Origin of the sequence: Nocardia sp. NBC_01730 (genome assembly GCF_035920445.1) — a bacterium.
In the GTDB taxonomy this organism is placed as follows: Bacteria; Actinomycetota; Actinomycetes; order Mycobacteriales; family Mycobacteriaceae; genus Nocardia.
The window spans coordinates 8,624,299-8,644,970 of record NZ_CP109162.1 but is presented as its reverse complement, the minus strand read 5'-3'; the positions used below and the strand labels follow the sequence as shown (position 1 = coordinate 8,644,970).

The 20,672-nt window shown below is 68.8% G+C and carries 20 protein-coding genes; 6 read left to right on the top strand and 14 right to left on the bottom strand.

Translation table 11 applies throughout. The features are described from left to right. Positions 1 to 192 precede the first annotated feature (192 nt). Entirely contained in the window at positions 193 to 516 is a 324-nt protein-coding gene (locus tag OHB12_RS35835) for a DMT family transporter (protein WP_327114892.1), read from the bottom strand. A 123-nt stretch (positions 517 to 639) separates the two neighbouring features. Between OHB12_RS35835 and OHB12_RS35830 the strand changes: the two genes are divergently transcribed. Beyond that, a complete protein-coding gene (locus OHB12_RS35830) occupies positions 640 to 1,905 on the top strand; it encodes a hypothetical protein (RefSeq protein WP_327114890.1) in 1,266 nt (421 codons plus the stop codon). A 73-nt stretch (positions 1,906 to 1,978) separates the two neighbouring features. Here OHB12_RS35830 and argH read toward each other — a convergent pair whose 3' ends face one another. From argH to OHB12_RS35785, 9 genes are all read right to left on the bottom strand, one after another. Beyond that, positions 1,979 to 3,400: an argininosuccinate lyase gene (argH, locus tag OHB12_RS35825; RefSeq protein ID WP_327114888.1), complete on the bottom strand. Its 1,422-nt coding sequence runs from the start codon at positions 3,398 to 3,400 to the stop codon at positions 1,979 to 1,981. Positions 3,401 to 3,562: 162 nt separating this feature from the next. Then, positions 3,563 to 4,765, bottom strand: coding sequence for an argininosuccinate synthase (locus OHB12_RS35820; protein WP_327114886.1), 1,203 nt, complete (start codon positions 4,763 to 4,765; stop codon positions 3,563 to 3,565). A 556-nt stretch (positions 4,766 to 5,321) separates the two neighbouring features. Beyond that, complete coding sequence (locus OHB12_RS35815) at positions 5,322 to 5,837, bottom strand: arginine repressor (RefSeq protein WP_442799918.1); 516 nt, start codon at positions 5,835 to 5,837, stop codon at positions 5,322 to 5,324. Positions 5,838 to 6,006: 169 nt separating this feature from the next. Beyond that, a complete protein-coding gene (gene argF / locus OHB12_RS35810) occupies positions 6,007 to 6,957 on the bottom strand; it encodes an ornithine carbamoyltransferase (protein ID WP_327114882.1) in 951 nt (316 codons plus the stop codon). Further along, on the bottom strand, positions 6,954 to 8,156 hold the full coding sequence (locus OHB12_RS35805) for an acetylornithine transaminase (protein ID WP_327114880.1): 1,203 nt from the start codon (positions 8,154 to 8,156) through the stop codon (positions 6,954 to 6,956). The genes argF and OHB12_RS35805 overlap by 4 nt, the downstream gene beginning before the upstream one ends. Next, positions 8,153 to 9,088: an acetylglutamate kinase gene (argB, locus tag OHB12_RS35800; RefSeq protein WP_327114878.1), complete on the bottom strand. Its 936-nt coding sequence runs from the start codon at positions 9,086 to 9,088 to the stop codon at positions 8,153 to 8,155. The genes OHB12_RS35805 and argB overlap by 4 nt, the downstream gene beginning before the upstream one ends. Further along, positions 9,085 to 10,317 (bottom strand): bifunctional glutamate N-acetyltransferase/amino-acid acetyltransferase ArgJ, encoded by a 1,233-nt coding sequence (gene argJ / locus OHB12_RS35795; RefSeq protein WP_327114876.1) that lies wholly within the window; start codon positions 10,315 to 10,317, stop codon positions 9,085 to 9,087. Before argJ ends, argB begins: the two co-directional genes overlap by 4 nt. Continuing rightward, positions 10,314 to 11,387 (bottom strand): N-acetyl-gamma-glutamyl-phosphate reductase, encoded by a 1,074-nt coding sequence (gene argC / locus OHB12_RS35790; RefSeq protein ID WP_327114874.1) that lies wholly within the window; start codon positions 11,385 to 11,387, stop codon positions 10,314 to 10,316. The genes argJ and argC overlap by 4 nt, the downstream gene beginning before the upstream one ends. A 27-nt stretch (positions 11,388 to 11,414) precedes the next feature. Beyond that, complete coding sequence (locus OHB12_RS35785; protein ID WP_327114872.1) at positions 11,415 to 11,738, bottom strand: hypothetical protein; 324 nt, start codon at positions 11,736 to 11,738, stop codon at positions 11,415 to 11,417. Between OHB12_RS35785 and OHB12_RS35780 the strand changes: the two genes are divergently transcribed. Further along, positions 11,737 to 11,976, top strand: coding sequence for a hypothetical protein (locus OHB12_RS35780; RefSeq protein WP_327114871.1), 240 nt, complete (start codon positions 11,737 to 11,739; stop codon positions 11,974 to 11,976). The genes OHB12_RS35785 and OHB12_RS35780 overlap by 2 nt on opposite strands. Continuing rightward, positions 11,973 to 12,755 carry an isocitrate lyase/PEP mutase family protein gene (locus OHB12_RS35775; RefSeq protein ID WP_327114870.1) on the top strand — a complete coding sequence of 261 codons (783 nt, stop codon included), beginning with the start codon at positions 11,973 to 11,975 and terminating at the stop codon, positions 12,753 to 12,755. Before OHB12_RS35780 ends, OHB12_RS35775 begins: the two co-directional genes overlap by 4 nt. 177 nt (positions 12,756 to 12,932) lie before the next feature. Here OHB12_RS35775 and OHB12_RS35770 read toward each other — a convergent pair whose 3' ends face one another. Then, positions 12,933 to 13,424, bottom strand: a complete 492-nt coding sequence (locus OHB12_RS35770; protein WP_327114868.1) for a pyridoxamine 5'-phosphate oxidase family protein — start codon at positions 13,422 to 13,424, stop codon at positions 12,933 to 12,935. Between the two features lie 62 nt (positions 13,425 to 13,486). On the opposite strand from OHB12_RS35770, the gene OHB12_RS35765 reads away from it, so the two are divergent. Continuing rightward, the gene (locus tag OHB12_RS35765; protein ID WP_327114866.1) at positions 13,487 to 14,458 is read left to right on the top strand and encodes a helix-turn-helix transcriptional regulator; all 972 of its coding nucleotides are present in this window, start codon (positions 13,487 to 13,489) and stop codon (positions 14,456 to 14,458) included. A gap of 51 nt (positions 14,459 to 14,509) precedes the next feature. Here OHB12_RS35765 and OHB12_RS35760 read toward each other — a convergent pair whose 3' ends face one another. Beyond that, positions 14,510 to 15,727 carry an epoxide hydrolase family protein gene (locus tag OHB12_RS35760; RefSeq protein WP_327114864.1) on the bottom strand — a complete coding sequence of 406 codons (1,218 nt, stop codon included), beginning with the start codon at positions 15,725 to 15,727 and terminating at the stop codon, positions 14,510 to 14,512. A 63-nt stretch (positions 15,728 to 15,790) separates the two neighbouring features. On the opposite strand from OHB12_RS35760, the gene OHB12_RS35755 reads away from it, so the two are divergent. After that, positions 15,791 to 16,759, top strand: a complete 969-nt coding sequence (locus OHB12_RS35755; protein WP_327114862.1) for a helix-turn-helix transcriptional regulator — start codon at positions 15,791 to 15,793, stop codon at positions 16,757 to 16,759. A gap of 124 nt (positions 16,760 to 16,883) precedes the next feature. Here the strand turns inward: OHB12_RS35755 and OHB12_RS35750 are convergent, their stop codons facing one another. Beyond that, complete coding sequence (locus OHB12_RS35750; protein ID WP_327114860.1) at positions 16,884 to 18,080, bottom strand: Cmx/CmrA family chloramphenicol efflux MFS transporter; 1,197 nt, start codon at positions 18,078 to 18,080, stop codon at positions 16,884 to 16,886. Between the two features lie 584 nt (positions 18,081 to 18,664). On the opposite strand from OHB12_RS35750, the gene OHB12_RS35745 reads away from it, so the two are divergent. After that, positions 18,665 to 19,225, top strand: coding sequence for a TetR/AcrR family transcriptional regulator (locus OHB12_RS35745; protein ID WP_327114858.1), 561 nt, complete (start codon positions 18,665 to 18,667; stop codon positions 19,223 to 19,225). On the opposite strand, the gene OHB12_RS35740 is transcribed toward OHB12_RS35745, so the two are convergent. After that, the gene (locus tag OHB12_RS35740) at positions 19,218 to 20,672 is read right to left on the bottom strand and encodes a GntP family permease (protein WP_327114855.1); all 1,455 of its coding nucleotides are present in this window, start codon (positions 20,670 to 20,672) and stop codon (positions 19,218 to 19,220) included. The two genes, OHB12_RS35745 and OHB12_RS35740, sit on opposite strands and share 8 nt — an antisense overlap.

The following is a 20,672-nucleotide window of genomic DNA, read 5'->3' as shown; positions in this document are numbered from 1 at the left end:
GTAAAATCCGCTGAGCGAACGTCCAATCCATTGCCCGATGGTACGTTCGTCGGCCCGTCCAACGGGACGTATTCGGGAAAATGCAAAGGGCGCAACGGAGCCGACCTACACGACCATTCTTTTCGGTCGAGAAAACAACGAACAAAAGGCACGGCGAGCCAACGCGTACGATATTCCCTGCCGGACCGAATGTCAGTGTGCGCCGCCGAGTTCCAACGCCAGCACACCGAGGATCACCAGCCCGATTCCAACGACCTGCACCAGGGTCAGAGGCTCGTCCAGAAACAGCACGCCGATCACCGCTATCGCGGCGACACCGACCGCCGACCAGATACCGTACGCCACCCCGATCGCCATGCCGCGCTTCAAAGCCTGGGACAGGAAGAAGAACGCCGCGACGTAGCCGACTACCACTACGAACGAAGGTATGAGCTTGCTGAACCCGTCGGAGAGCTTCAGCGAGACGGTCGCGGTCACCTCGGAGGCGATGGCCAATGCAAGCAGTAGCAAGGTCATCGCCGCAGCGTAGCCAGTTCCGCGCACCGCACAGCGCGATCCCCTGCGCCGGACGGCACACGGCTCCCCAAGATGGGGAAGACCAGTCCGACCGGAGCTACCGCGGAGCATACGATCTGGCAAATGATCGGCAGGAATGACGTTGCGGTGGTTGAGTTTCCCTTTGAAACGCTGACCTGCAACGAAATATCGTTCGCGGAACGCGACGAACGCTATCGGCTACTGCACGAATGGCCGGAGCCGACCTATCGGCATCCGTCCGGACTACGCATGATCTGGCAGTACGCCGACGTGCGCGAGGTGCTGGACGCGACCACTCCCGGGCTGTCCAATGCGAATTCGCTGGATCCGCTGGTGGGTTACGCGCGGATCGCGGCGACTCCGCGGGCCATTCCGCATTTCGTCCGGCACCTGGTTCCGCCGCCCGCCAAGGCGACCGCCAACTTGACCGACGACCACCTGCACAAGCGCGTGTGGAACACCATGGCCGGTCCGTCGGGGCACTTCACGATCTCCCCCGGCGACCGGCCGCACCGTGCCGCCGCCATGGTCGAGCACTTCCACGACGCGGTGCGCGATTCGGGCAACCGGCCCGGCGTCCACCTCGACGTGACGGCATTGTCGATTGCGTACGCCGCACGGACGTGCGGTGCGGCCGTGGGGTTGCCCGAGTCGGACTGGCCGCATGTGGCGGCGTGGAGCGGCGCGCAATCGGGACTACTCGGCCGCGTCATGCGCGGTCGCGAATTGGCCGAGGCGGTGGGCGCACTCGGATGGTTGTTCACCGTGAGCGGCCGGGCGGTCCGGGAGGGCCGTGGCAGCGAGGCGATCGGATTGGCACGCAGGCTTCGCGACGCCGGGGTCTCCCACCGAATCGCCGTGTCGGCCATGGCGAATTCCCTTGCCGCTGGAGTGCATACAGTGAGCGGCAGCATCCAGCAGGGGGTGCAGCGGTTGCTCGCCGACCCGGATCGGGCGTGGTGGGATCTGCTCGCCGACCCGGAAGGCTCCGGGCTGGTCGCCGCGAAGATCCTCCAGCTCGACCCTGGACTCGTGGCGTGGAAACGTCGTGTCAAGACACCAGTCGTCCTGCGGAGCGGCACACGACTCCCCGCGGGGCCGGTGCTGGTGATGTTCGCCGCGGCCAACCGCGACCCGGAGGCATTTCCCGACTGCCTGAATCTGCATGGTACCGGCAAGCTGCCGTTGACCTTCGGGTTCGGCAGGCACATCTGCCCCGGCAAGAGCATGGCCACGCTCGCCGTCGAGGTGTTCCTCCGGCAGCTGCGCGAGCTCGCGCCCGCGGCCGAGCTGGTGCCGGAGGCGGGTCGCACCACGCGGCCAAGCGATCTCCTGTTCAGTGGAGCCGATATCACCATCACCCGGTAGGACCGATCGACTCGAACTCATTCGGGAACAGGGGCGTCCGCTCCGAACACCGGATCCGCGCGGCCCCGCCGAATCAGCCCAGCCAGGCGCGTGCCTCGACCGCCGCCCGGCGCACCTCCTCGAGCTGTGACGCGACCCGCACGCCCGCGGTTCCGCCGCGGGCGTCCCGAGAGGCGATGGAGCCCTGCACGGTGAGGACCTCACGCACCTTTCCGGTCAGCGCTGGGTCGATGGCGGCAAACTCGTCGTCGGTGAGTTCGTCGAGGCCGACACCGCGGGATTCGGCGGCTCGCACGCAGGCGCCCGCTGCCTCGTGCGCGACGCGGAACGGAACACCCTGGCGGACAAGCCATTCGGCGATGTCGGTGGCCAGCGTGAAACCGGCGGGTGCGAGTTCGGCCATGCGGTCGGTGTGGAAGGTGAGCGTCGAGACCAGGCCCGCGATGGCCGGGAGCAACAGCTCGAGCTGCGCGACCGAATCGAACAAGGGCTCCTTGTCCTCCTGCAGGTCGCGGTTGTAGGCCAGGGGCTGCGCCTTGAGGGTGGCCAGCAGACCGGTGAGGTTTCCGATCAGCCTGCCCGCCTTGCCGCGGGTGAGCTCGGAAACGTCCGGGTTCTTCTTCTGCGGCATGATCGAAGAGCCGGTGGACCACGCGTCGGCCAGGGTGATGTAGCCGAATTCCGGTGTGCTCCAGAGGATCACCTCTTCAGCCATCCGGCTCAGGTCAACGCCGATCATGGCGAGCACAAAGGCGGCCTCGGCGGCGAAATCCCGCGCCGAGGTGGCGTCGATCGAGTTGGCGGCGGCCGTGTCGAAATCCAGGTCCGCCGCGATCGCCTCCGGGTCGAGCCCGAGCGAGGAGCCCGCCAGCGCGCCGGAACCGTAGGGCGACACTGCCGCCCGCTTGTCGAAGTCGCGCAACCGGTCCAGGTCGCGCAGCAGCGGGTGGGCGTGGGCGAGCAGATGGTGGGCCAGTAGCACCGGCTGGGCGGCCTGCAGGTGCGTCTTGCCCGGCATCACCGCGTCCGGGTGCGCCGCGGCCTGAGCGACCAGCGCGTCGACCACCGCGAGCACACCCGCCGCGACCCGGCGCACGCCGTCGCGCAACCACATCCGGAACAAGGTGGCCACCTGGTCGTTGCGCGAGCGGCCAGCACGCAGCCTGCCGCCGAGCTCGGCGCCCACCCGCTCGATCAGCCCGCGCTCCAGCGCGCCGTGCACGTCCTCGTCCGAGTCGGCGGGCTGGAACACACCCGAAGCCACGTCCGCCGCAAGCCGATCCAGACCAGCCAGCATCCCCGACAAGTCGCCGTCGGAGAGCAGCCCCGCCTTGTGCAGCACCCGCGCGTGCGCTTTCGACGCGCGGATGTCGTATGGGGCCAGGGCCCAGTCGAAATGCGTCGACTTGCTCAGCGCGGCCATGGCCTCGGCGGGCCCGGAGGCGAATCGCCCGCCCCAGAGCGCACCCTGGTTCGTGCTGCCGCTCTGCGTCACTGGTCCGCCTCTCCGAGCCTTCAGGCCGTACTAGTTGGGTGATGAGGATTTGCGTTCAGGTCCCGCGTTGGGTGCCCCTCGGGTTCTGGAGGCACCCGGACTGCGACTGTGGCGGCAGCCGACAGCGCGCCGGTGCACGTCCGTGCACCGGCGCGCGTGGGATTACTTCTGGCTCAGGTCGCGGCGGGCGGCGACCTTGGAGGACAGGCCGTGGATCTGGACGAAGCCCTTGGCCAGCGACTGGTCGAAGGTGTCGCCCTCGTCGTAGGTGGCCAGGTTGAAGTCGTACAGCGACTGCTCGGAGCGACGGCCGTTGACCACGGCGGAGCCGCCGTGCAGGACCATCCGGATGTCGCCGGAGACATGCTGCTGGGTGTCGCCGATGAAGGCGTCCAGAGCCCGCTTGAGCGGGGAGAACCACAGGCCGTCGTAGGCCAGCTCGCCCCAGCGCTGCTCGACCTGCCGCTTGTAGCGGCCCAGCTCACGCTCGATGGTGACGTTTTCGAGGGCCTGGTGCGCGGTGATCAGCGCGATGGCGCCGGGCGCCTCGTAGATCTCGCGGCTCTTGATGCCGACCAACCGGTCCTCGACCATGTCGAGGCGGCCGACGCCTTGGCGGCCCGCGCGGTTGTTCAGTTCGACGATCGCCTCGAGCACGCTGACCTGGCGTCCGTCGATGGCCACCGGCACGCCCTTGTCGAAGGTGACGATGAGCTCGTCCGGCGCCTCGAAGTTGACGGTCGGGTCGGAGGTGTAGTCGTAGACGTCTTTCGTCGGAGCATTCCACAGGTCCTCGAGGAAGCCGGTCTCGACGGCACGGCCCCAGACGTTCTGGTCGATGGAGAACGGGGATTTCTTGGTGACGTTGATCGGCAGCGCGTTCTCCTCGGCGAAGGCGATGGCCTTCTCCCTGGTCCATGCGTAGTCGCGGACCGGGGCGATCACGTTCAGGTCGGGCGCGAGCGCGCCGATGCCGACCTCGAAGCGGACCTGGTCGTTGCCTTTGCCGGTGCAGCCGTGCGCGACGGTACTGGCCCCATGGAACTTGGCGGCCTCGACCAGGTGCTTGACGATCAGCGGGCGGCTGATCGCCGAGACGAGCGGGTACTCGCCCATGTACAGGGCGTTGGCCTGGATGGTGGGCAGGCAGTACTCGGTGGCGAACTCGTCACGGGCGTCGACCACGATCGCCTCGACGGCGCCGCAGTCCAGCGCTCGCTGACGCACCACGTTCATGTCCTCGCCACCCTGGCCGAGGTCGATGGCCACGGCCACCACCTCGGCGCCGGTCTCCTTGCCGATCCAGCTGATCGCCACGGAGGTGTCCAGCCCACCGGAGTAGGCGAGTACGACGCGCTCGGACATGTTCTGTGTGCTCCTCGGTTTTCGGTAGGTGTACCAGCAGTATGGCGGGTGTCTGAGCGGTGGGCGCGGCCCGGCCCCGACTCCTCGGGACCAGCCGCGGCGCACCCGCGTCGTTCTACAAATGATTATGCACGACGATGCAATCCCATTCACAACCGGGGGCTAGCGTTTGCGACCGCACCGAACTGACGAACCCGGCAGCCGTGCCTTTGCCTCACCGTCGCTGCGTAGCGAATTGACCGCGCTCCGAGCCTTACTCAGCGACACCGAGAGGCCGTACGCGGAACCCGCCGATGTCGATGAAGTCATCGACCAATCCGAACCCGACCTCGATAGGCCACCGGTAGATGGACTCGGCTGGTCCGCAGGGTCCCGGACGCGCTCGCGAATATCGACACTCTCACACGGATCGTCGACCGCTTCGAAAAGGTGCGGGCGCTCGCCGAGTGAGTGTGGCCCGCGGCGGCCCACCGGCGGGTGAGTACACCTAGCTCCAGGAGAGGGCCAGTTCAGCCAGCGGGCCATTGATCCTGCATGCCGCAGCGAGCTCGACGGCTCAGGCCAGTTGTTCGATCTTCGCGGCGACCTCGGCGCCGGTCAGGGGTTCGCGGGCGATGACAGCGATGGTGTCGTCGCCCGCGATGGTGCCGACGATATACGGCAAGGCGGCGCGGTCCAGGGCGCTGGCCAGGAAGTGGGCCGCGCCGGGCGGGGTGCGCAAGACGGCAATATTGCCGCTGGCGTCGGTGGAGACCAGGAGGTCGCCGAGCAGCTTCGACAGCCGATCGGTGCCGCCGATCACGCCGCGAACGGGGTTGCCGTCCTCGGGAACGATGTAGACGCCCACACCGCCGTCGGCGGCCCGCAGCTTCACCGCACCCAGTTCGTCCAAGTCCCGCGACAGCGTCGCCTGAGTGGTCTCGATCCCCTCGGCGGCGAGCAGCCCGGCCAGCTCCGTCTGGCTGCGCACCGGGTGCGCAGCCAGCAGCTCGATGATGCGCGACTGCCGCCCGGCCCTGGTGCGGGCAATCGCGGCACCGCCCCTACCCTGCTTGGACTGCGGAACGCTCACGACCACACCTCGCCGATGCTCGGCTCTGTCCTGCGCGACTGTCGCTGACGCTCGGCCCCGTCGTGACCGAGCGATGCTCGGCCGCGCCCACAGTTCAGCTCACTCACGACTCCACCTCGCCCGGCTGGGCACGGACGCGCCGTGCGGGTGGTTCGCTCGCCGCACTCGCTCACGCCGTGCTCCCCTGTCGTCGCTCCAGCAGCCAGACCAGCAGCGCCTTTTGCGCGTGCAGCCGGTTCTCCGCCTCGTCCCACACCACGCTGTGCGGACCGTCGAGCACCTCGTCGGTGACCTCCTCGCCACGGTGTGCGGGAAGGCAATGCAGCACAACGGCGTCCGGCTGTGCGTGCGCGAGCAGGCCGGCGTTGAGCTGGAACGGCCGGAACGGGCCGACCCGGTCCAGACCGTCGTTCTCCTGTCCCATGGACGTCCAGGTGTCGGTGACCAGCGCGTCGGCACCCTCGGCGGCGGCGACCGGGTCACCGGTCAGCGTGATGACGGCACCGGTGTCGGCGGCCCGCTTGCGCGCGGCGTCCACGATCCAGGGCAGCGGCTCGAAACCGGCGGGCGCGGCGATGGTCACGTTCAGACCCGCCGTGACACCGCCGAGTAGCAGCGAGTGCGCCATGTTGTTGGCGCCGTCGCCGAAGTAGGCGAGGTTGCGGCCGATCAGGTCGCCCTTGCGCTCGGCAAGGGTCTGTAGATCCGCTAGCACCTGGCATGGATGGAATTCGTTGGACAGCGCGTTCACCACCGGGACCGTTGCGCTGGAGGCCATTTCGTCCAGCCGGACCTGCTCGAAGGTGCGCCACACGATCGCGTCGACATAGCGCGACAGCACGCGGCCGGTGTCGCCGAGCGTCTCCTCCCTGCCCAGCTGGGTGTCGCGGCCGTCGACGACCACCGCGTGCCCGCCGAGCTGGGCGATACCCATCTCGAAGGAGAACCGGGTGCGGGTGGAGTTCTTCTCGAAGATCACGCCGACGCCGCGCGGACCCGCCAGGGGCCGCCGGGAGAACGGTGCCTTCTTCAGGTCGGCCGCGAGCGCGAGGATTTCGGCCTGCTCGGCCGGGCTGACGTCGTCGTCCCGCAGGAAATGCCGTAGCGGCGAGGAGGTCATTGCGCCGCAACCCCTTTCGCGTCCGCTAGCGCGCCGTCCAAGATCTCCGGCAGGTCGGCGACGAAATTGTCGGCCTGGGTCTCGGTGAGCACCAGCGGCGGAGCGAGCCGGATCACGTCGGGCTTGGCTGGGTTCACCAGATATCCCGCCGCCCGCGCCCGCGCCTCGACCTGCGCCGACAGGTCGTCGGTGAGCACGATGCCCAGCAGCAGGCCCGCGCCGCGCACCCGGTCGATCAGTGGGTGCTCCAGCAGTTCGATGCCGTCGCTGAGCCGCTTGCCGACGGACTGCACATGAGACAGCAGATCGGTGTCGTCGATCGTGCGCAGCACCGCGAGGGCAGCCGCCGCGCACACCGGGTTGCCGCCGAAGGTGGTGCCGTGCAGGCCCGGCGTGAGCAGTTCGGCCGCCTGGCCATTGGCCAGCACCGCACCGATCGGAAGCCCCCCGCCGAGTCCCTTGGCCAGGGTGATCATGTCCGGCACGATGCCGACGGCTTGGTGCGCGTAGAACGTCCCGGTCCGGCCGATGCCGGTCTGCACCTCGTCGAGCACCAGCAGCGCTCCGTTCCGCGCGGTGATCTCGCGGGCCTTGGCCAGGTAGTCGAACGGCGGAACCACCACGCCGCTCTCCCCCATCATCGGCTCGAGGAATACCGCGGCAGTGTCCTCGTCGACCACGGCGTCCAGCGCCGCGGCGTCACCGTAGGGCACGTGCACGACGCCAGGGGGCATCGGCTCGAACGGCGTCCGCTTGGACGGTTGCCCGGTGAGGGCGAGCGCCCCCATGGTGCGGCCGTGGAACGCCTCGTCGCAGGCGATGATCTTGCGCCGCCCGGTCAGCCGCGCGATCTTGAACGCCGCCTCGACAGCCTCGGTGCCGGAGTTGCAGAAGAACGCCCGGCCCTCGCCGTCGCCGAAGTGCGCGAGCAGCCGCTCGGCCAGCTCGATGACCGGCTCGCTGGCATACAGATTCGAGACGTGCCCGAGCGTGCCGAGTTGCTGGGTGACCGCCTCCAGGATCGCCGGGTGCGCGTGGCCGAGGCTGTTGACCGCGATGCCGCCGAGGAAATCGATATAGCGGTTCCCGTCCGCGTCGTAGACCACTGCGCCCGCGCCGCGCACCAACGCGACCTTGGGGGTGCCGTAGTTGTTCATCAGCGCGGCGGACCACCGCTTCTGCAGTTCAGCTGTCGTCATTGTTTCGTTCCGTCCAGTGGGCGCGACCCGTTCGGGATGAGCGGGGCGGGCGTCACCATCGTTCCGATTCCTTCTCCGGTGAACAGTTCCAGCAGCACGGCGTGCGGGACGCGACCGTCGATCACATGGGCGGTCGGCACCCCGGCTCGCACGGCGCGCAGGCAGGCTTCCATCTTGGGCACCATGCCCGCATCCAGGCTGGGGAGCAACTCCGTCAGCTCGGCCGTGTCGATGCGCGTCGCGAGCGACGACCGGTCCGGCCAGTTCGTATACAGGCCCTCGACGTCGGTGAGCACCACCAGTTTCTCGGCCCCGATCCCCTCGGCGAGCGCGGCGGCGGCGGTGTCGGCGTTGATGTTGTGCACCACGCCGTCGGCGTCCGGCGCGATCGTCGATACCACCGGGATACGGCCCGCGCCGATCAAGTCGAGCACGGCGTCCGGGTTCACCGCGGTGACGTCGCCGACCAAGCCGATGTCGGTCGGCTCGCCATCCACGTCGACGGTGCGGCGGGTCGCGGTGAACAGCCCCGCGTCCTCACCGGAGGTGCCGACGGCGTACGGGCCGTGCGCGTTGATCAACCCGACCAGTTCGCGGCCGACCTGACCGAACAGCACCATCCGCACCACGTCCATCACCTCGGGTGTGGTCACCCGGAATCCGCCGCGGAATTCCCCTTGCATGCCGAGCTTTTTCAACATCGCGCTGATCTGCGGTCCGCCCCCGTGCACCACCACCGGGTGCACGCCGACCGTGCGCAGAAAGGCCATGTCGGCGGCGAAGGCCCGCTTGAGTTCCTCGTCGATCATGGCGTTGCCGCCGTACTTCACCACGACGATCTTGTCCCGGAACCTCTGCAGCCACGGCAGCGCGTCGGCCAGGACGTGCGCCTTGTCCAGTGCGGAGAGCGTGTGCAGCACCTGACTGGTCATGAGCTGTAGGCCGAGTTCTCTTCGACGTAGCCGTGCGAGAGGTCCGTGGTGCGGATCGTCGCGCGCGCGGCGCCGACGTTCAGCTCGATCAGCACCTCGATGTCGGCGCCGGACAGGTCCACCTCGCGGGCGCCCGGCGCACCGACGCCGTCGACGCACACCGGGTTCCCGTTGAACGACACCGAGATCCGGTTCGGATCGAGCGTGACCGGCGCCATGCCGACCGCGGCGAGCACCCGGCCCCAGTTCGGGTCGGAGCCGAACAACGCCGTCTTGACCAGGCTGTCGCGGGCGACGGTCCGCGCCGCGGCCACCGCCTCGTCCTCGCTGACCGCGCCCGCGACGGTGACCAGCACCCGCTTGGTGACGCCCTCGGCGTCGGCCATCAGTTGGGCGGCCAGGTCGTCGCAGACCGCGAGCACGGCGGCATCGAGCTCCTCCTGGCTCGGGGTGACCTCGCTCGCGCCGTTGGCCAGCAGCAGCACGGTGTCGTTGGTGGAGCAGGAGCCGTCCACGTCGAGCCGGTCGAAGGTGCGCCCGGTGGCATTGCGCAGAGCCTGGTCGAGCTGGTCGGCGGTGACCGCGGCGTCGGTGGTCAGCACCACCAGCATGGTCGCCAACGCGGGGGCCAGCATGCCCGCCCCTTTGGCCATGCCGCCGACGTTCCATTTGTCGCGGTGGTGATAAGCAGCCTCTTTGGGCACGGTGTCGGTGGTCATGATCGCGTACGCGGCGTCCGAACCACCGGAGAGGCCACCACCCATCTCGTGCACGATCTCGGTGACGGCGGGAATCAGCTTGGCCATCGGCAGGCGGTCGCCGATGAGCCCGGTCGAGCAGACGGCGATCTCACCCGCGCCGGTCTCGGTACCCCAATTGCTCAACGCGGCGGCGAGTTCCTCGGCGGTTCTGTGTGTGTCCTGGAATCCGGCGGGCCCGGTGCAGGCGTTGGCGCCGCCGGAGTTCAGGATCACCGCGCGCAACCGCTTGCCGGTCAGCACCTGCTGCGACCACAGCACCGGAGCCGCCTTCACCTTGTTGCTGGTGAACACGCCCGCGGCCGCGTATTCGGGGCCTTCGCTGAACACCAGCGCCAGATCCGGCTTGCCGCTGGCCTTGATGCCCGCGGCGATACCCGCCGCGCGGAAGCCGAGCGGCGCCGTGACGCCCTGGTTGCGCACCAGCTTGCCGCCCGCACTCTCGGTCGATGTCCCAGCGGTTGTCGTCACGGTGCCACTCCTACGGTGGAAAGTCCTGCGGTCTCGTCGAATCCGACGGCCAAGTTCATCGATTGCACCGCGGCGCCCGCGGTGCCCTTGGTCAAGTTGTCGATCGCGCCGATGACGACAAGCAGGCCGGCGTCGGCGTCCACCGCCACCTGCAGCGTGACGGCGTTGGAACCGAGCACCGAACCGGTCTGCGGCAGCACGCCTTCCGGCAGCAAATGCACGAAAGGCTCGTCGGCATAGGCTTTTTCGTAGACGGCGCGCGCCTGCGCGGCGTCGACACGGGTGGGTGCGGTGCAGGTGGCGAGAATGCCGCGCGGCATCGGCGCGAGCACCGGGGTGAACGATACGGCGACGTCCGTGCCGGCCGCCGCCGTCAGGTTCTGCGCGATCTCCGGGGTGTGCCGGTGCGCGCCCGCGATCCCGTAGGCCCGCGCCGAGCCCATCACCTCGGTACCGAGCAGCGCCACGTCCAGCTTGCGGCCCGCACCGGAGGTGCCGCTGACCGCGACCACGTGCACGGCGGGCTCGACGATGCCCGCCGCCACGGCGGGGGCCAGCGCGAGGCTGGCCACGGTCGGGTAGCACCCGGGGACCGCGATCCGGTGCGCGCCGCGCAGCTTGTCCCGGCCGCCGGGCAGCTCGGGCAGACCATAGGGCCAGCTGCCCGCGTGCGGGCTGCCGTAGTACTTCTCCCACGCTTCCGGGTCGGTGAGGCGGAAATCGGCACCGCAGTCGATGATGACCGTCGACTCGGGCAGCTCCTCGGCGATGGCCGCGGACTGGCCGTGCGGCAGGCCGAGAAAGACCACATCATGTCCGGCCAGCTCGTCCGCCGTGGTCGGCGCGAGTGTCCGATCGGCAAGCGGCAGCAGATGTGGCTGCAACTCCCCCAGCGTGGCTCCTGCGTTCGATCCCGCGGTCAGCGCCCCGATGACGAGGCGCCCGGCTCGGTAGGCCGGATGCCCGAGCAGCAGGCGCAGCACTTCGCCACCCGCGTATCCGCTCGCACCAGCGACCGCGACCCGCACGACGGGTACGGGCGGGTGGGGCATATCCGAGGAATCAACCATGTGATGATTATGCATGACTATGCAATCTCATTCACAGACCGGGGGTCGTCCTGGTCGTCCACGCGCCCGTGATACCCGGCCCGAGGGTACCCAAACAGCCCGCCACCGAGCACCGGACGACGCGAGGAGCACGGCATCGAGCACCTCCGGCGGCGGAGTACCCCCGGCGCGCGTGATCCAGGCCAAGTCCCGCAACCGGCGGCACAGCTGCGCGCCCGCCGAGCCGCCGAGGTGGGTGCGGCGCTCGGACCAGTCGAGGCAGGGGCGGACGACCGGACGCCGAGTGGCGCGCAGCGCCTGCGCGGTTGTTTCGGCGGGCGCCGAAATGATCGCGGGATAGCCTCGCGGCATGAACCGAACATGCTCAGTGATCAGCGAGCCCGAGCGACGGCGTGCGGTGCTCGGCCGCGCGTCGGTGCGCGGGGTTCCGTCGGCGTCGACCGGTACGGCGTGGCTGCGCGCGAACGCCGCCCGGTTCTGCGAGGAAGCAGAGCACCAGCGGCGGACTTTGGTGCTCGCCGAGTTGGAGCGGCTTTCGCCTGCCGAGCCCAGTGCGCGCGCCCGCGCGGCGGCGGGCAGCCGTCGATGACCAGAACCGAGATATTCCATGCGCTGCATCACCGCGACGAGCCGCTGGTCCTGCCGAATGCCTGGGACTTCGGTTCGGCGGCGATGCTTGCGGCCGAAGGCTTTCCGGCGATCGGCACCACCAGCCTCGGAGTGGCCGCCGCGGCGGGGCTCGCCGACGGCACCGGGGTCACCGGCGACGAAACCCTCGCGTTGGCGCGACGACTCGCCAGGCTGCCGGTGCCGGTGACCGTCGACATCGAGGGTGGGTTCAGCGACAGTCCGGCCACCGTCGCCGAATACGTCGGACGGCTGGCCGAATTCGGTATCGCCGGAGTGAATCTGGAGGACGGCCGGGCGGACACCGCGCTGACCGGACCAGAACATCAGGCCGAGCTGATCTCCGCGATCAAGGCACGTTCGCCGGAGTTGTTCGTCAATGCCCGCGTCGACACCTACTGGTTGAACCTCGAGCACGGTGCCACCCTCGCCCGCGCCGAGCGGTACACCGCCGCCGGCGCCGACGGCATCTTCGTCCCCGGCCTGGCCGATCCGGACGAGATCGGCCGGTTCGTCACCGCGATCCCCGTACCCGTCAACATCCTCTTCTCGGCGACCGGGCCGTCGATCGCGACGCTCGCCGAGCTCGGTGTCCGCCGGATCAGTACCGGCTCACTGCTGTACCGCGCTGCCTTGACGGCAGCCGTCGACGTCGCGCGCGCGGTGCGCGACAGTACGCCCGTCACCACAGGGGTTCCGAGCTACCGCGAGATTCGCGCCATCACCCAACCCGACTCGTGAGACAAGGGCCGGACGGCCCACGACAACTCGGTCCGGACGGCCCACGACAACTCGGTCCGGACGGCCCACGACAACTCGGTCCGGACGGCCCACGACAACTCGGTGTGGACGTCCGATGGGCGGCGTCCTCTCTACGACCAGCTCTCGACGCTCTCCATAGCCGCCCGCCCGTCCGTCTCAGTGCTTGCGCACCACGCGCTCACCCGCGCCCGGCTTCCAGATGGTGATGTCGAGGTGGTCGACGACGACTTCCACCGTCGAGGCGCCGGTGAGATCGGCGATGTAGAAGTGGTCGAACTCCTGGCCTCGGATGTCGAACCCGCTGTCGTCGAAGAGTTTCTGGGCGAAGCGGGCGTGCACCTCCTTGTCCGGAAGGTCGACGACGGTGCCGAAGAGTTTGGCGTCACCGTCGGACACATTCGTGTCGACGGTGGCGGTATGCAGGCAGAACCGCGGATCACGGGCCAGATCACGGAACTTGGTCGTCCCCGGCATACCGGCGATCACGAGCATCCCCTCGAAGACCCTCGGCTCGATCGGACTGATCCGCGGGAATCCGTCGGAACGGAGGGTCCCGAGCATGCAGAGATTGCCCGCGGCCCGGTGCCTGCGGGTGAAGATCTCGGCGACGCGGGGGGCTTCTTCGACGAATGCGCTCCAAGTGGTCATGGCGACGACGGTACGGCGAATTCATGACATCTTCTGTCAGGCTTTCCGGCTAGTCTCGCGGCATGCGGGCGAGTCGACTGATACAGCTGCTGTTGCTGCTGCAAACGCGGGGCCGTACCACCGCGCCGGAACTGGCCGAGAAACTGGAAGTGTCGGTGCGCACCGTCTACCGGGACATCGAAGCGCTCTCGGCGGCGGGCGTGCCGGTCTACAGCGAGCCTGGCCGCGGGGGTGGCGTGCAGCTGGTGGACGGCTACCGGACCCGGCTGACCGGACTGACCACCGAGGAGGCCGACGCGGTACTCCTGGCTGGATTACCCAGTGCCGCAGCCGATCTCGGGCTCGGCACCGTGCTGGCCACCGCGCAACTGAAGGTGCTCGCCGCATTGCCGCCCGAACTGCGTGGGCGCGCGACGCGCATCGCCGAGCGCGTGCACGTCGACGCACCGGGCTGGTTCCACCGTCCAGACGAGACGCCGACGCTCGCCACGGTCGCCGACGCGCTCTGGCACGACCGCAGGCTGCACGTGCGCTACGGCCGCAAGGACAAGGTTGTCGAACGCCACCTCGACCCGCTCGGCCTGGTCTTGAAGGCGGGCACCTGGTATCTCGTCGCACGCGGCGGATCGGCGGTCCGCTCCTACCGCGTCGGCCGGATTCTCGCCGCCGAGCCGATCATCGAGACCTTCGTCCGTCCCGTGGACTTCGATCTGCGGGCGCACTGGTCCGACGCCGCCGACGATTTCGCACACTCGATGCTGCGCGTCCGCGCGCGCTGCCGGATAGCGGCGACGCACCTGCGGCTGCTGCGACTGATGAACGATCCGGTCGCAGTCGCGGAGGCGATGGCGTCGGCGGGCCCGCCCGATGCCGAGGGGTGGGTGGAGGTGGTCGTGCCCTCGGAGTCCTACGAGGTGCTCGCGCACGGCATTCTGCCGCTCGGTGAATTCCTCGAGGTCCTCGAACCGGCCGAACTGCGCGCCCGGCTCGCGGCAACGGCCGCCGCCATGCACGCGCGCTACTCTAGCGCGTAGATCGACGCCGCCCTGGCGAGCACCGGGGCGGCGTCGGGAACACCCGAGCGGTCAGCGCAGCGACCGGAAGAACTCCCGCACGTCCACGGTCAGCAGATCCGGTGCCTCCATCGCCGCGAAATGCCCGCCGCGGTCGAATTCGGTCCACCGCACGATGTTGTGCTCGTTTTCGGCGAGCTTGCGGATGGACATGCTGCCGGGGAAGATCGCCGCCGCGGTCGGCACGCCGGACTTCTGCTGCGGCGCGCCCCACGCCGCGGACTCGCTGTAGAGCCGCAGCGACGAAGCGAAGGTCCTGGTGAACCAGTAGAGGCTGATGTTGGTCAGCATCGCGTCCCTGCCCACGGCGTCCTCGGGCAGTTCGATGGCCGGATTCGTGTACTGCCGGAACAGGTCGGTGATCCAGGACAGCAGCCCCACGGGTGAGTCGTGCACGCCGATCGCCAGCGTCTGCGGCCGCGTGGATTGCACCATCGCGTAGTCGTAGCGGGAATAGCTTTCCGGGCCGGTCAACGCGGCCAGCTTCGCCTGGTCCTCGGGGCTGTACTCGGATTCGCCACCGCCCCAGGACTGTTCGCCTGTGGTCGTGGATTCGTCTGCGCCACCCCAGGATTCGGCGTCGCCGCTGTCCCATCCCGGGATGGTGATCGGTCCGCTCATGTGGATCCCGGCGAGGCGCTCACCCGCGATGTGGCCCAGTCGGCTCGCAACGAAGAAGCCCGCGTCGCCACCGTGTACGCCGTAACGGTCGTAACCGAGTCGCGCCATGAGTTTCGCGACCACCTCCGCGAACTGCTCGGTCGCGCCCGCACCGGCGGCGGTTGCCACCTCGGAGAACGCGAACCCGGGCAGCGAAGGGATCACCAGGTGGAAGGCGTCCGCCGGGTCACCACCGTGCGCGCGCGGATCGCTCAGCGGTCCGATCACGTCCAGGAACTCGACGAACGAGGCCGGCCAGCCGTGATTGAGCAGCAGCGGCAGCGCATCCGGCTCCGGCGAACGGACATGCAGGAAATGCATCTGCTGCCCGTCGATCTCGGTGACGAACTGCGGCAGCTCGTTCAGCCGGGATTCCGCCGCGCGCCAATCGAATTCGGTGTGCCAATATTCGGCCAGCGGCCGCAGATACGCCACGCGCATACCCTTGTCCCAGCCGACGCCGGGCAGGTCGTCCGGCCACAGCGTGTTCGCGAGCCGGTGGTGCAGATCGTCGATCCGGTCCTGCGGGATGTCGATGTGGAAGGGGCGGATGTCCTGTTCGGTGCTCATGACGACCACGCTAGAAACCGCTTAGGACAGTTTCGGTCCTAAGGTATTGGCATTCTGGACGTCATGCTGGAAACCTCGGCGCGATTGCTCAAACTGCTGGCCCTGCTACAGACCCATCGCGACTGGACCGGTGCCGAACTGGCCGAACGGCTCGGCGTCACCGGACGCACGGTGCGCCGCGATATCGACCGGCTGCGCGAACTCGGCTACCCCGTGCACGCCACCAGAGGCGCCGCGGGCTATCGGCTCGGCGCGGGCGCCGCGCTGCCGCCGCTGCTACTCGACGACGACGAGGCTGTCGCAGTGGCGGTCGGCCTGCGCAGCGCCTCCGGCGGCACCGTGACCGGCATCGAGGAGGCATCGCTGCGGGCGCTGACGAAATTGGAACAGGTGCTCCCGCCACGGTTGCGCCACCGGGTCCGCACGCTGCGCGGCGCCACCCTGCGCGTCGCCGCGCCCGGCGCGACCGTCCCGCCGGACACGCTGATGGCCATCGCGGAGGCGTGCGATCGGCACGAACGCCTGCGGTTCGACTATCACGCACACAGCGGCGCGTCGAGCGTCCGCTCGGTCGAGCCGCACACCCTGGTGCATTTCAGCAGGCATTGGTACCTGGTCGCCTGGGACGTGGACCGCGCCGACTGGCGCACCTTCCGCGCCGACCGGATCACGCCACGAATCCCCACCGGGCCCCGGTTCTCGCCGCGCGATCCGCCGGAAGGTGATGTGGCCGCGTATCTTTCGATGCGATTGTCCGCCCGCTCGTGGCCCTATCAGGCGACGGTGCTGCTGCACAGCTCCGCCGAAGACGCCGCCGACAGCGTATGGCCCGGTATAGGTGTCGTGGAGGCCGTCGACGACCGCAGCTGCCGACTACACGTCGGCGGCGAGTCCCCCGAGGGACTGGTCTGGATGATCACCTCGGTCGACATCGATTTCACCCTGCTGACCGGTCCACCGGAACTGGTCGGCGCGATCCGTGCCCAGGCCACCCGCTGCGACCGTGCGGTGCACGACTTTCCGGCGCCGTAGTTCCGCTGCGCCCGACCTCCGCCGAGCCGGCGCGAAGGCGATATCGACGTTCACCGCAGGGACGAGCCGATCGGCCCGCCACCGCTCGGCCCACCCGCGCCGACCTTCCACGGACAGCTGAGCGTCAGCGTGCATCGACACGCACCTCCCCGACCGGCGTCGCGGTGCGTAGACGACGACCGACCAGGACGACAGCCACCGCGGCGAACGTGAAGGCGCTGCTGCACCACAGCGCCGTGGTGGGGTGGTCGGTGTGGTCGACGACGATGCCGGCAGTGGCGGGGCCGAGGACGGCACCGATGTTGAAGGCCGTGGTGGCCAGCGCACCCGCGATACGCGGCCCGGTAGGCGCAGCGCTCCACATAATCGTCGCGATCAGGGTCGACCCGACGCCGAACGCGACCGCACCCGACACCGTCGCCATGATCGACACGCCGGTCAGCGTGTGCGCGGTCAGAGCGGCAAGCAGCCAGACCCCGACGAGCACCACCGTTCCGACAGTGACGATCCGCCTGCGATAGCGATCGATGTAGCGGCCGGTGAGAGTCACACCGACGAACGAACCGATGCCGAACAATGCGAGCACGACCGGAACCCAACGGCCACTCGCCTCGGGAATACCGGCAGTGATCGTGCCCAGGTAGGTGAAACCGGCGAACGTCGCCGCGTTGACCAGCACACCGACGATGACGACACCACCGACCGGCTGTCTGACCACTACGGCCCACTCGCGCCACATCGACGGACCCCGCGTGTCCGGGCGGTCACGCTCGCGCACGTCACGAGGAACCATCGCCCACACCGGCACGAGCGCCGCTCCGCTGACAATGGCAACGGCCCAGAACGCCGAACGCCATCCCCAGACCTGTCCCAGCAATGTCCCGGCGGGCACACCGGCGATGCAGGCGACAGTCACCCCGGACACGACCACCGAGGTGGCGCGTCCGACCACGGCCGGGCCGACCAACCGCGGCAGAGCAGCCAGCACTGTCGCCAAGAATCCAGCATTGGCGACCGCCGCCACGACCCGGGTCGCCAGCAGCGCCGCGAAATCCGCGGTAACAGCACCGACGACATGAGCCACACCGAACAACGCCAAAAACGCTGCTGCCGAATACCTGACCGGCAATCGGCCTGCCGCCATCACCATCACCGGCGCCCCGAGGACCATGCCGGCCGCGAACAGCGACGTCAGCAATCCCGCGGTCCCGGGCGAGACCCCGACGTCGGCAGCGATCTGCTCCAGCAACCCTGACACCATGAACTCGGACGTGCCCTGCGCGAAGACCGCAACAGCCAGCACGAACACCACAATGGGCATAGAAAGAAAACTCCCCGGATACAAGGGGTGCCACGCGCACAGCACGGCACCCGAGATCGTCGCAGAATCGGGCGAAACATCACCCGACGGCAGGAAACCGACATCGCCCGGCGTTGCGAAATACCCCACCCGTCATCAGTCGCTCAACGACCGGCGGGCCCCGCACTCACAACGCCGCCCAGCACACAGGCCGGACGGCTACCGTCTGGCCGACTCCGGAGAATTCACGCCCACACCATAACAACCCACCCACGTCCAGCCAACGCGGTGACTGCGATGTCATCGCCGAAAACAGCTGGCTTCTCATCCAATCCAGCATCGGCGCAATCGATTTGAGCTGCACGGAGGCCGGAAATCCGGAATGTTGCGGATCGCGACTGCGGGCGCGAACGAGGGTTGCGCCACCACGCCGATGCGGCGCGACGGGTCGCGATCATCTGGGTACGTACCCTGCGTTCGCGGTCGTAGCGGGTCGAGTCGCCGCCTTCGACCGCCATCGACAGGGGCGAGCCCACACAGCACTACTGATGCGGTGTCGAGCGACATCGCCGCGGCACACGTCACTACCGATGTAGTATCAACAGGTGCCCACGAAGCGCGAACTCCTCTTGGACGCGGCGATCGACCTGCTGGGATCGCACGGCACGCGCGCGCTCACCCACCGCGCCGTCGACAAGGCCGCCGCCATGCCGAGCGGGTCGGCTTCCAACTACTTCCGCACCCGCGAGGCGCTGCTGATCGGCATCGCCGAGCGGCTCGAGGAACGCGACCACGCGGACTGGGCGATGCTGAACCGGATACCCACGCCGCGCACGCTCGCCGAACTCGTCGACGCCATGGCGGGCTTCGTCGTCCACGCGGTAGCGACCGATCGCACCGGGACACCGGCCAGATACGCCCTTCTCCTGGAAGCGCAGACGGTGCCCGCGCTGCAGGACATCGTGCGACGCGGGCACCCTCGGCTGACCGAATGGGCGGCGACCCTGCTGGCGAGCGTCGGCGCCGAGCGGGCGGTGGCGAAGATTCTCGCCGACTACCTCGACGGCGCGATCCTGCACCAGGTGGTGAGCCCCGCGCCGGACTTCGACCCATACGGCGCGTTGAACCGGCTGGTACGCGCGCTGGTCGGCGGCGCGCTCAGCTGACGAGCGCGAACAGAATCGCGGCCACCGCGAAACTCACCACCGACAGCACCGTTTCGAGCACGGTCCAGGACTGCAGCGTCTGCTTCACCGTCAGGTTGAAGTACTTCGCGATGATCCAGAACCCGCCGTCGTTGACGTGACTGAGGATGATGGAGCCCGCCGCGATGGCCATGGCGATCAGAGCAATGGCCACCTGCGAGTAGCCCTGCCCCGCGACCAGTGGGGCGACGATGCCGCCGGTGGTCACGATGGCGACCGTGGCCGAGCCCTGCGCGATGCGCAGCCCGCAGCTGATCAGATAGGCCAGCACGATCACCGGAAGTCCGGCCGCGGACATGGTGTCGGCCAGCGCGGTGCCGATCCCGGTGGCGGAGATGACCTTTCCGAAGAACGCGCCCGCGCCGACCACCAGCAGCAGCATGCCGACCGGCCGTAGCGACTCCGCGGTGAGGGTGCTCAGTTCCTGCACGGTGGATCCGCGCCGGACACCGAGGACGAAGAAGGCGACGAGCACCGCAATGAGCAGCGCGACCGCCGGCGTGCCGAGGAAGGTCAGCACCGAAAGAAGCGTGGAGCCACCGTCCAACAGCTGGCTGCCGAAGGTGGCGCCGAGAATCAGCAGCAGTGGGATCGCGATAATGGCCCCGATCACCCAGACCGACGGCGGCCGCACCTCGGTGCTCGTCGCCCCCGCCGCCTGGAGCGCGCCAGGCCCGTCACCGGCGTTCGCGGCGACCTTGTCCTCGGGCCGTACCAGGAACTCGTCGGGTACCTCGACCTGCATCCGCTTGCCGATGTAAGTCCCCCACACCAGACCGGCAGCGATGAATCCCGGTATACCGCAGACGAATCCCATCAGGATCAACCAGCCGAGGCTCACATTGAGCAGCCCGCCGAGCGCGACCGGACCGGGGTGCGGCGGCAGGAACGCGTGCGTCATGGACAATCCGGCCAGCATCGGCATGGCGTAGAGCACCAGCGACCGACCCCCTCGTTTGGCGGCCACGTAGATCAGCGGCGCCAGCACGAAGATGCCGATGTCGAAGAAGACCGGGATGCCGAAGATCAGCCCGAGCAGGCCCATGGCGACCGGAGCGCCCTTGTCGCCGAACAGATTCAGCAGCCTGCCGGTCAAGACATCCGCGCCACCGGAGCGTTCGAGGATCGCGCCGAGCACCGTGCCGAGCCCGATGATGACCGCGATATGCCCGAGAATTCCGCCGAACCCGGTCTCCAGCAACGACTCTCCGGGTTTGATCACGGTGCCGACGATCTTGGTGACGGGCAGCCCTGCGGCCAACGCCAGCCCCAGTCCGGTCAGCAGCAGCGCGATGAACGGCTCCAGCTTGAGCTTGATGATGGCGAGCAGTAGTACGGCAATCGCGAGACCGCAGAGCACCAGCAGCCCTGGGGTGGTGGTGCGCAGCCAGTCGACGGTGGCGCCCAT

Excerpts from the sequence above, each read along its gene's own strand:
- OHB12_RS35835 (WP_327114892.1), bottom strand. The coding sequence starts at position 516 with ATGACCTTGCTACTGCTTGCATTGGCCATCGCCTCCGAGGTGACCGCG.
- OHB12_RS35830 (WP_327114890.1), top strand. The coding sequence starts at position 640 with ATGATCGGCAGGAATGACGTTGCGGTGGTTGAGTTTCCCTTTGAAACG.
- OHB12_RS35820 (WP_327114886.1), bottom strand. The coding sequence starts at position 4,765 with ATGTCCGAGCGCGTCGTACTCGCCTACTCCGGTGGGCTGGACACCTCC.
- argF (WP_327114882.1), bottom strand. The coding sequence starts at position 6,957 with ATGACCTCCTCGCCGCTACGGCATTTCCTGCGGGACGACGACGTCAGC.
- OHB12_RS35805 (WP_327114880.1), bottom strand. The coding sequence starts at position 8,156 with ATGACGACAGCTGAACTGCAGAAGCGGTGGTCCGCCGCGCTGATGAAC.
- argB (WP_327114878.1), bottom strand. The coding sequence starts at position 9,088 with ATGACCAGTCAGGTGCTGCACACGCTCTCCGCACTGGACAAGGCGCAC.
- argC (WP_327114874.1), bottom strand. The coding sequence starts at position 11,387 with ATGGTTGATTCCTCGGATATGCCCCACCCGCCCGTACCCGTCGTGCGG.
- OHB12_RS35780 (WP_327114871.1), top strand. The coding sequence starts at position 11,737 with ATGAACCGAACATGCTCAGTGATCAGCGAGCCCGAGCGACGGCGTGCG.
- OHB12_RS35785 (WP_327114872.1), bottom strand. The coding sequence starts at position 11,738 with ATGCCGCGAGGCTATCCCGCGATCATTTCGGCGCCCGCCGAAACAACC.
- OHB12_RS35775 (WP_327114870.1), top strand. The coding sequence starts at position 11,973 with ATGACCAGAACCGAGATATTCCATGCGCTGCATCACCGCGACGAGCCG.
- OHB12_RS35770 (WP_327114868.1), bottom strand. The coding sequence starts at position 13,424 with ATGACCACTTGGAGCGCATTCGTCGAAGAAGCCCCCCGCGTCGCCGAG.
- OHB12_RS35765 (WP_327114866.1), top strand. The coding sequence starts at position 13,487 with ATGCGGGCGAGTCGACTGATACAGCTGCTGTTGCTGCTGCAAACGCGG.
- OHB12_RS35760 (WP_327114864.1), bottom strand. The coding sequence starts at position 15,727 with ATGAGCACCGAACAGGACATCCGCCCCTTCCACATCGACATCCCGCAG.
- OHB12_RS35755 (WP_327114862.1), top strand. The coding sequence starts at position 15,791 with ATGCTGGAAACCTCGGCGCGATTGCTCAAACTGCTGGCCCTGCTACAG.
- OHB12_RS35750 (WP_327114860.1), bottom strand. The coding sequence starts at position 18,080 with ATGCCCATTGTGGTGTTCGTGCTGGCTGTTGCGGTCTTCGCGCAGGGC.
- OHB12_RS35740 (WP_327114855.1), bottom strand. The coding sequence starts at position 20,672 with ATGGGCGCCACCGTCGACTGGCTGCGCACCACCACCCCAGGGCTGCTG.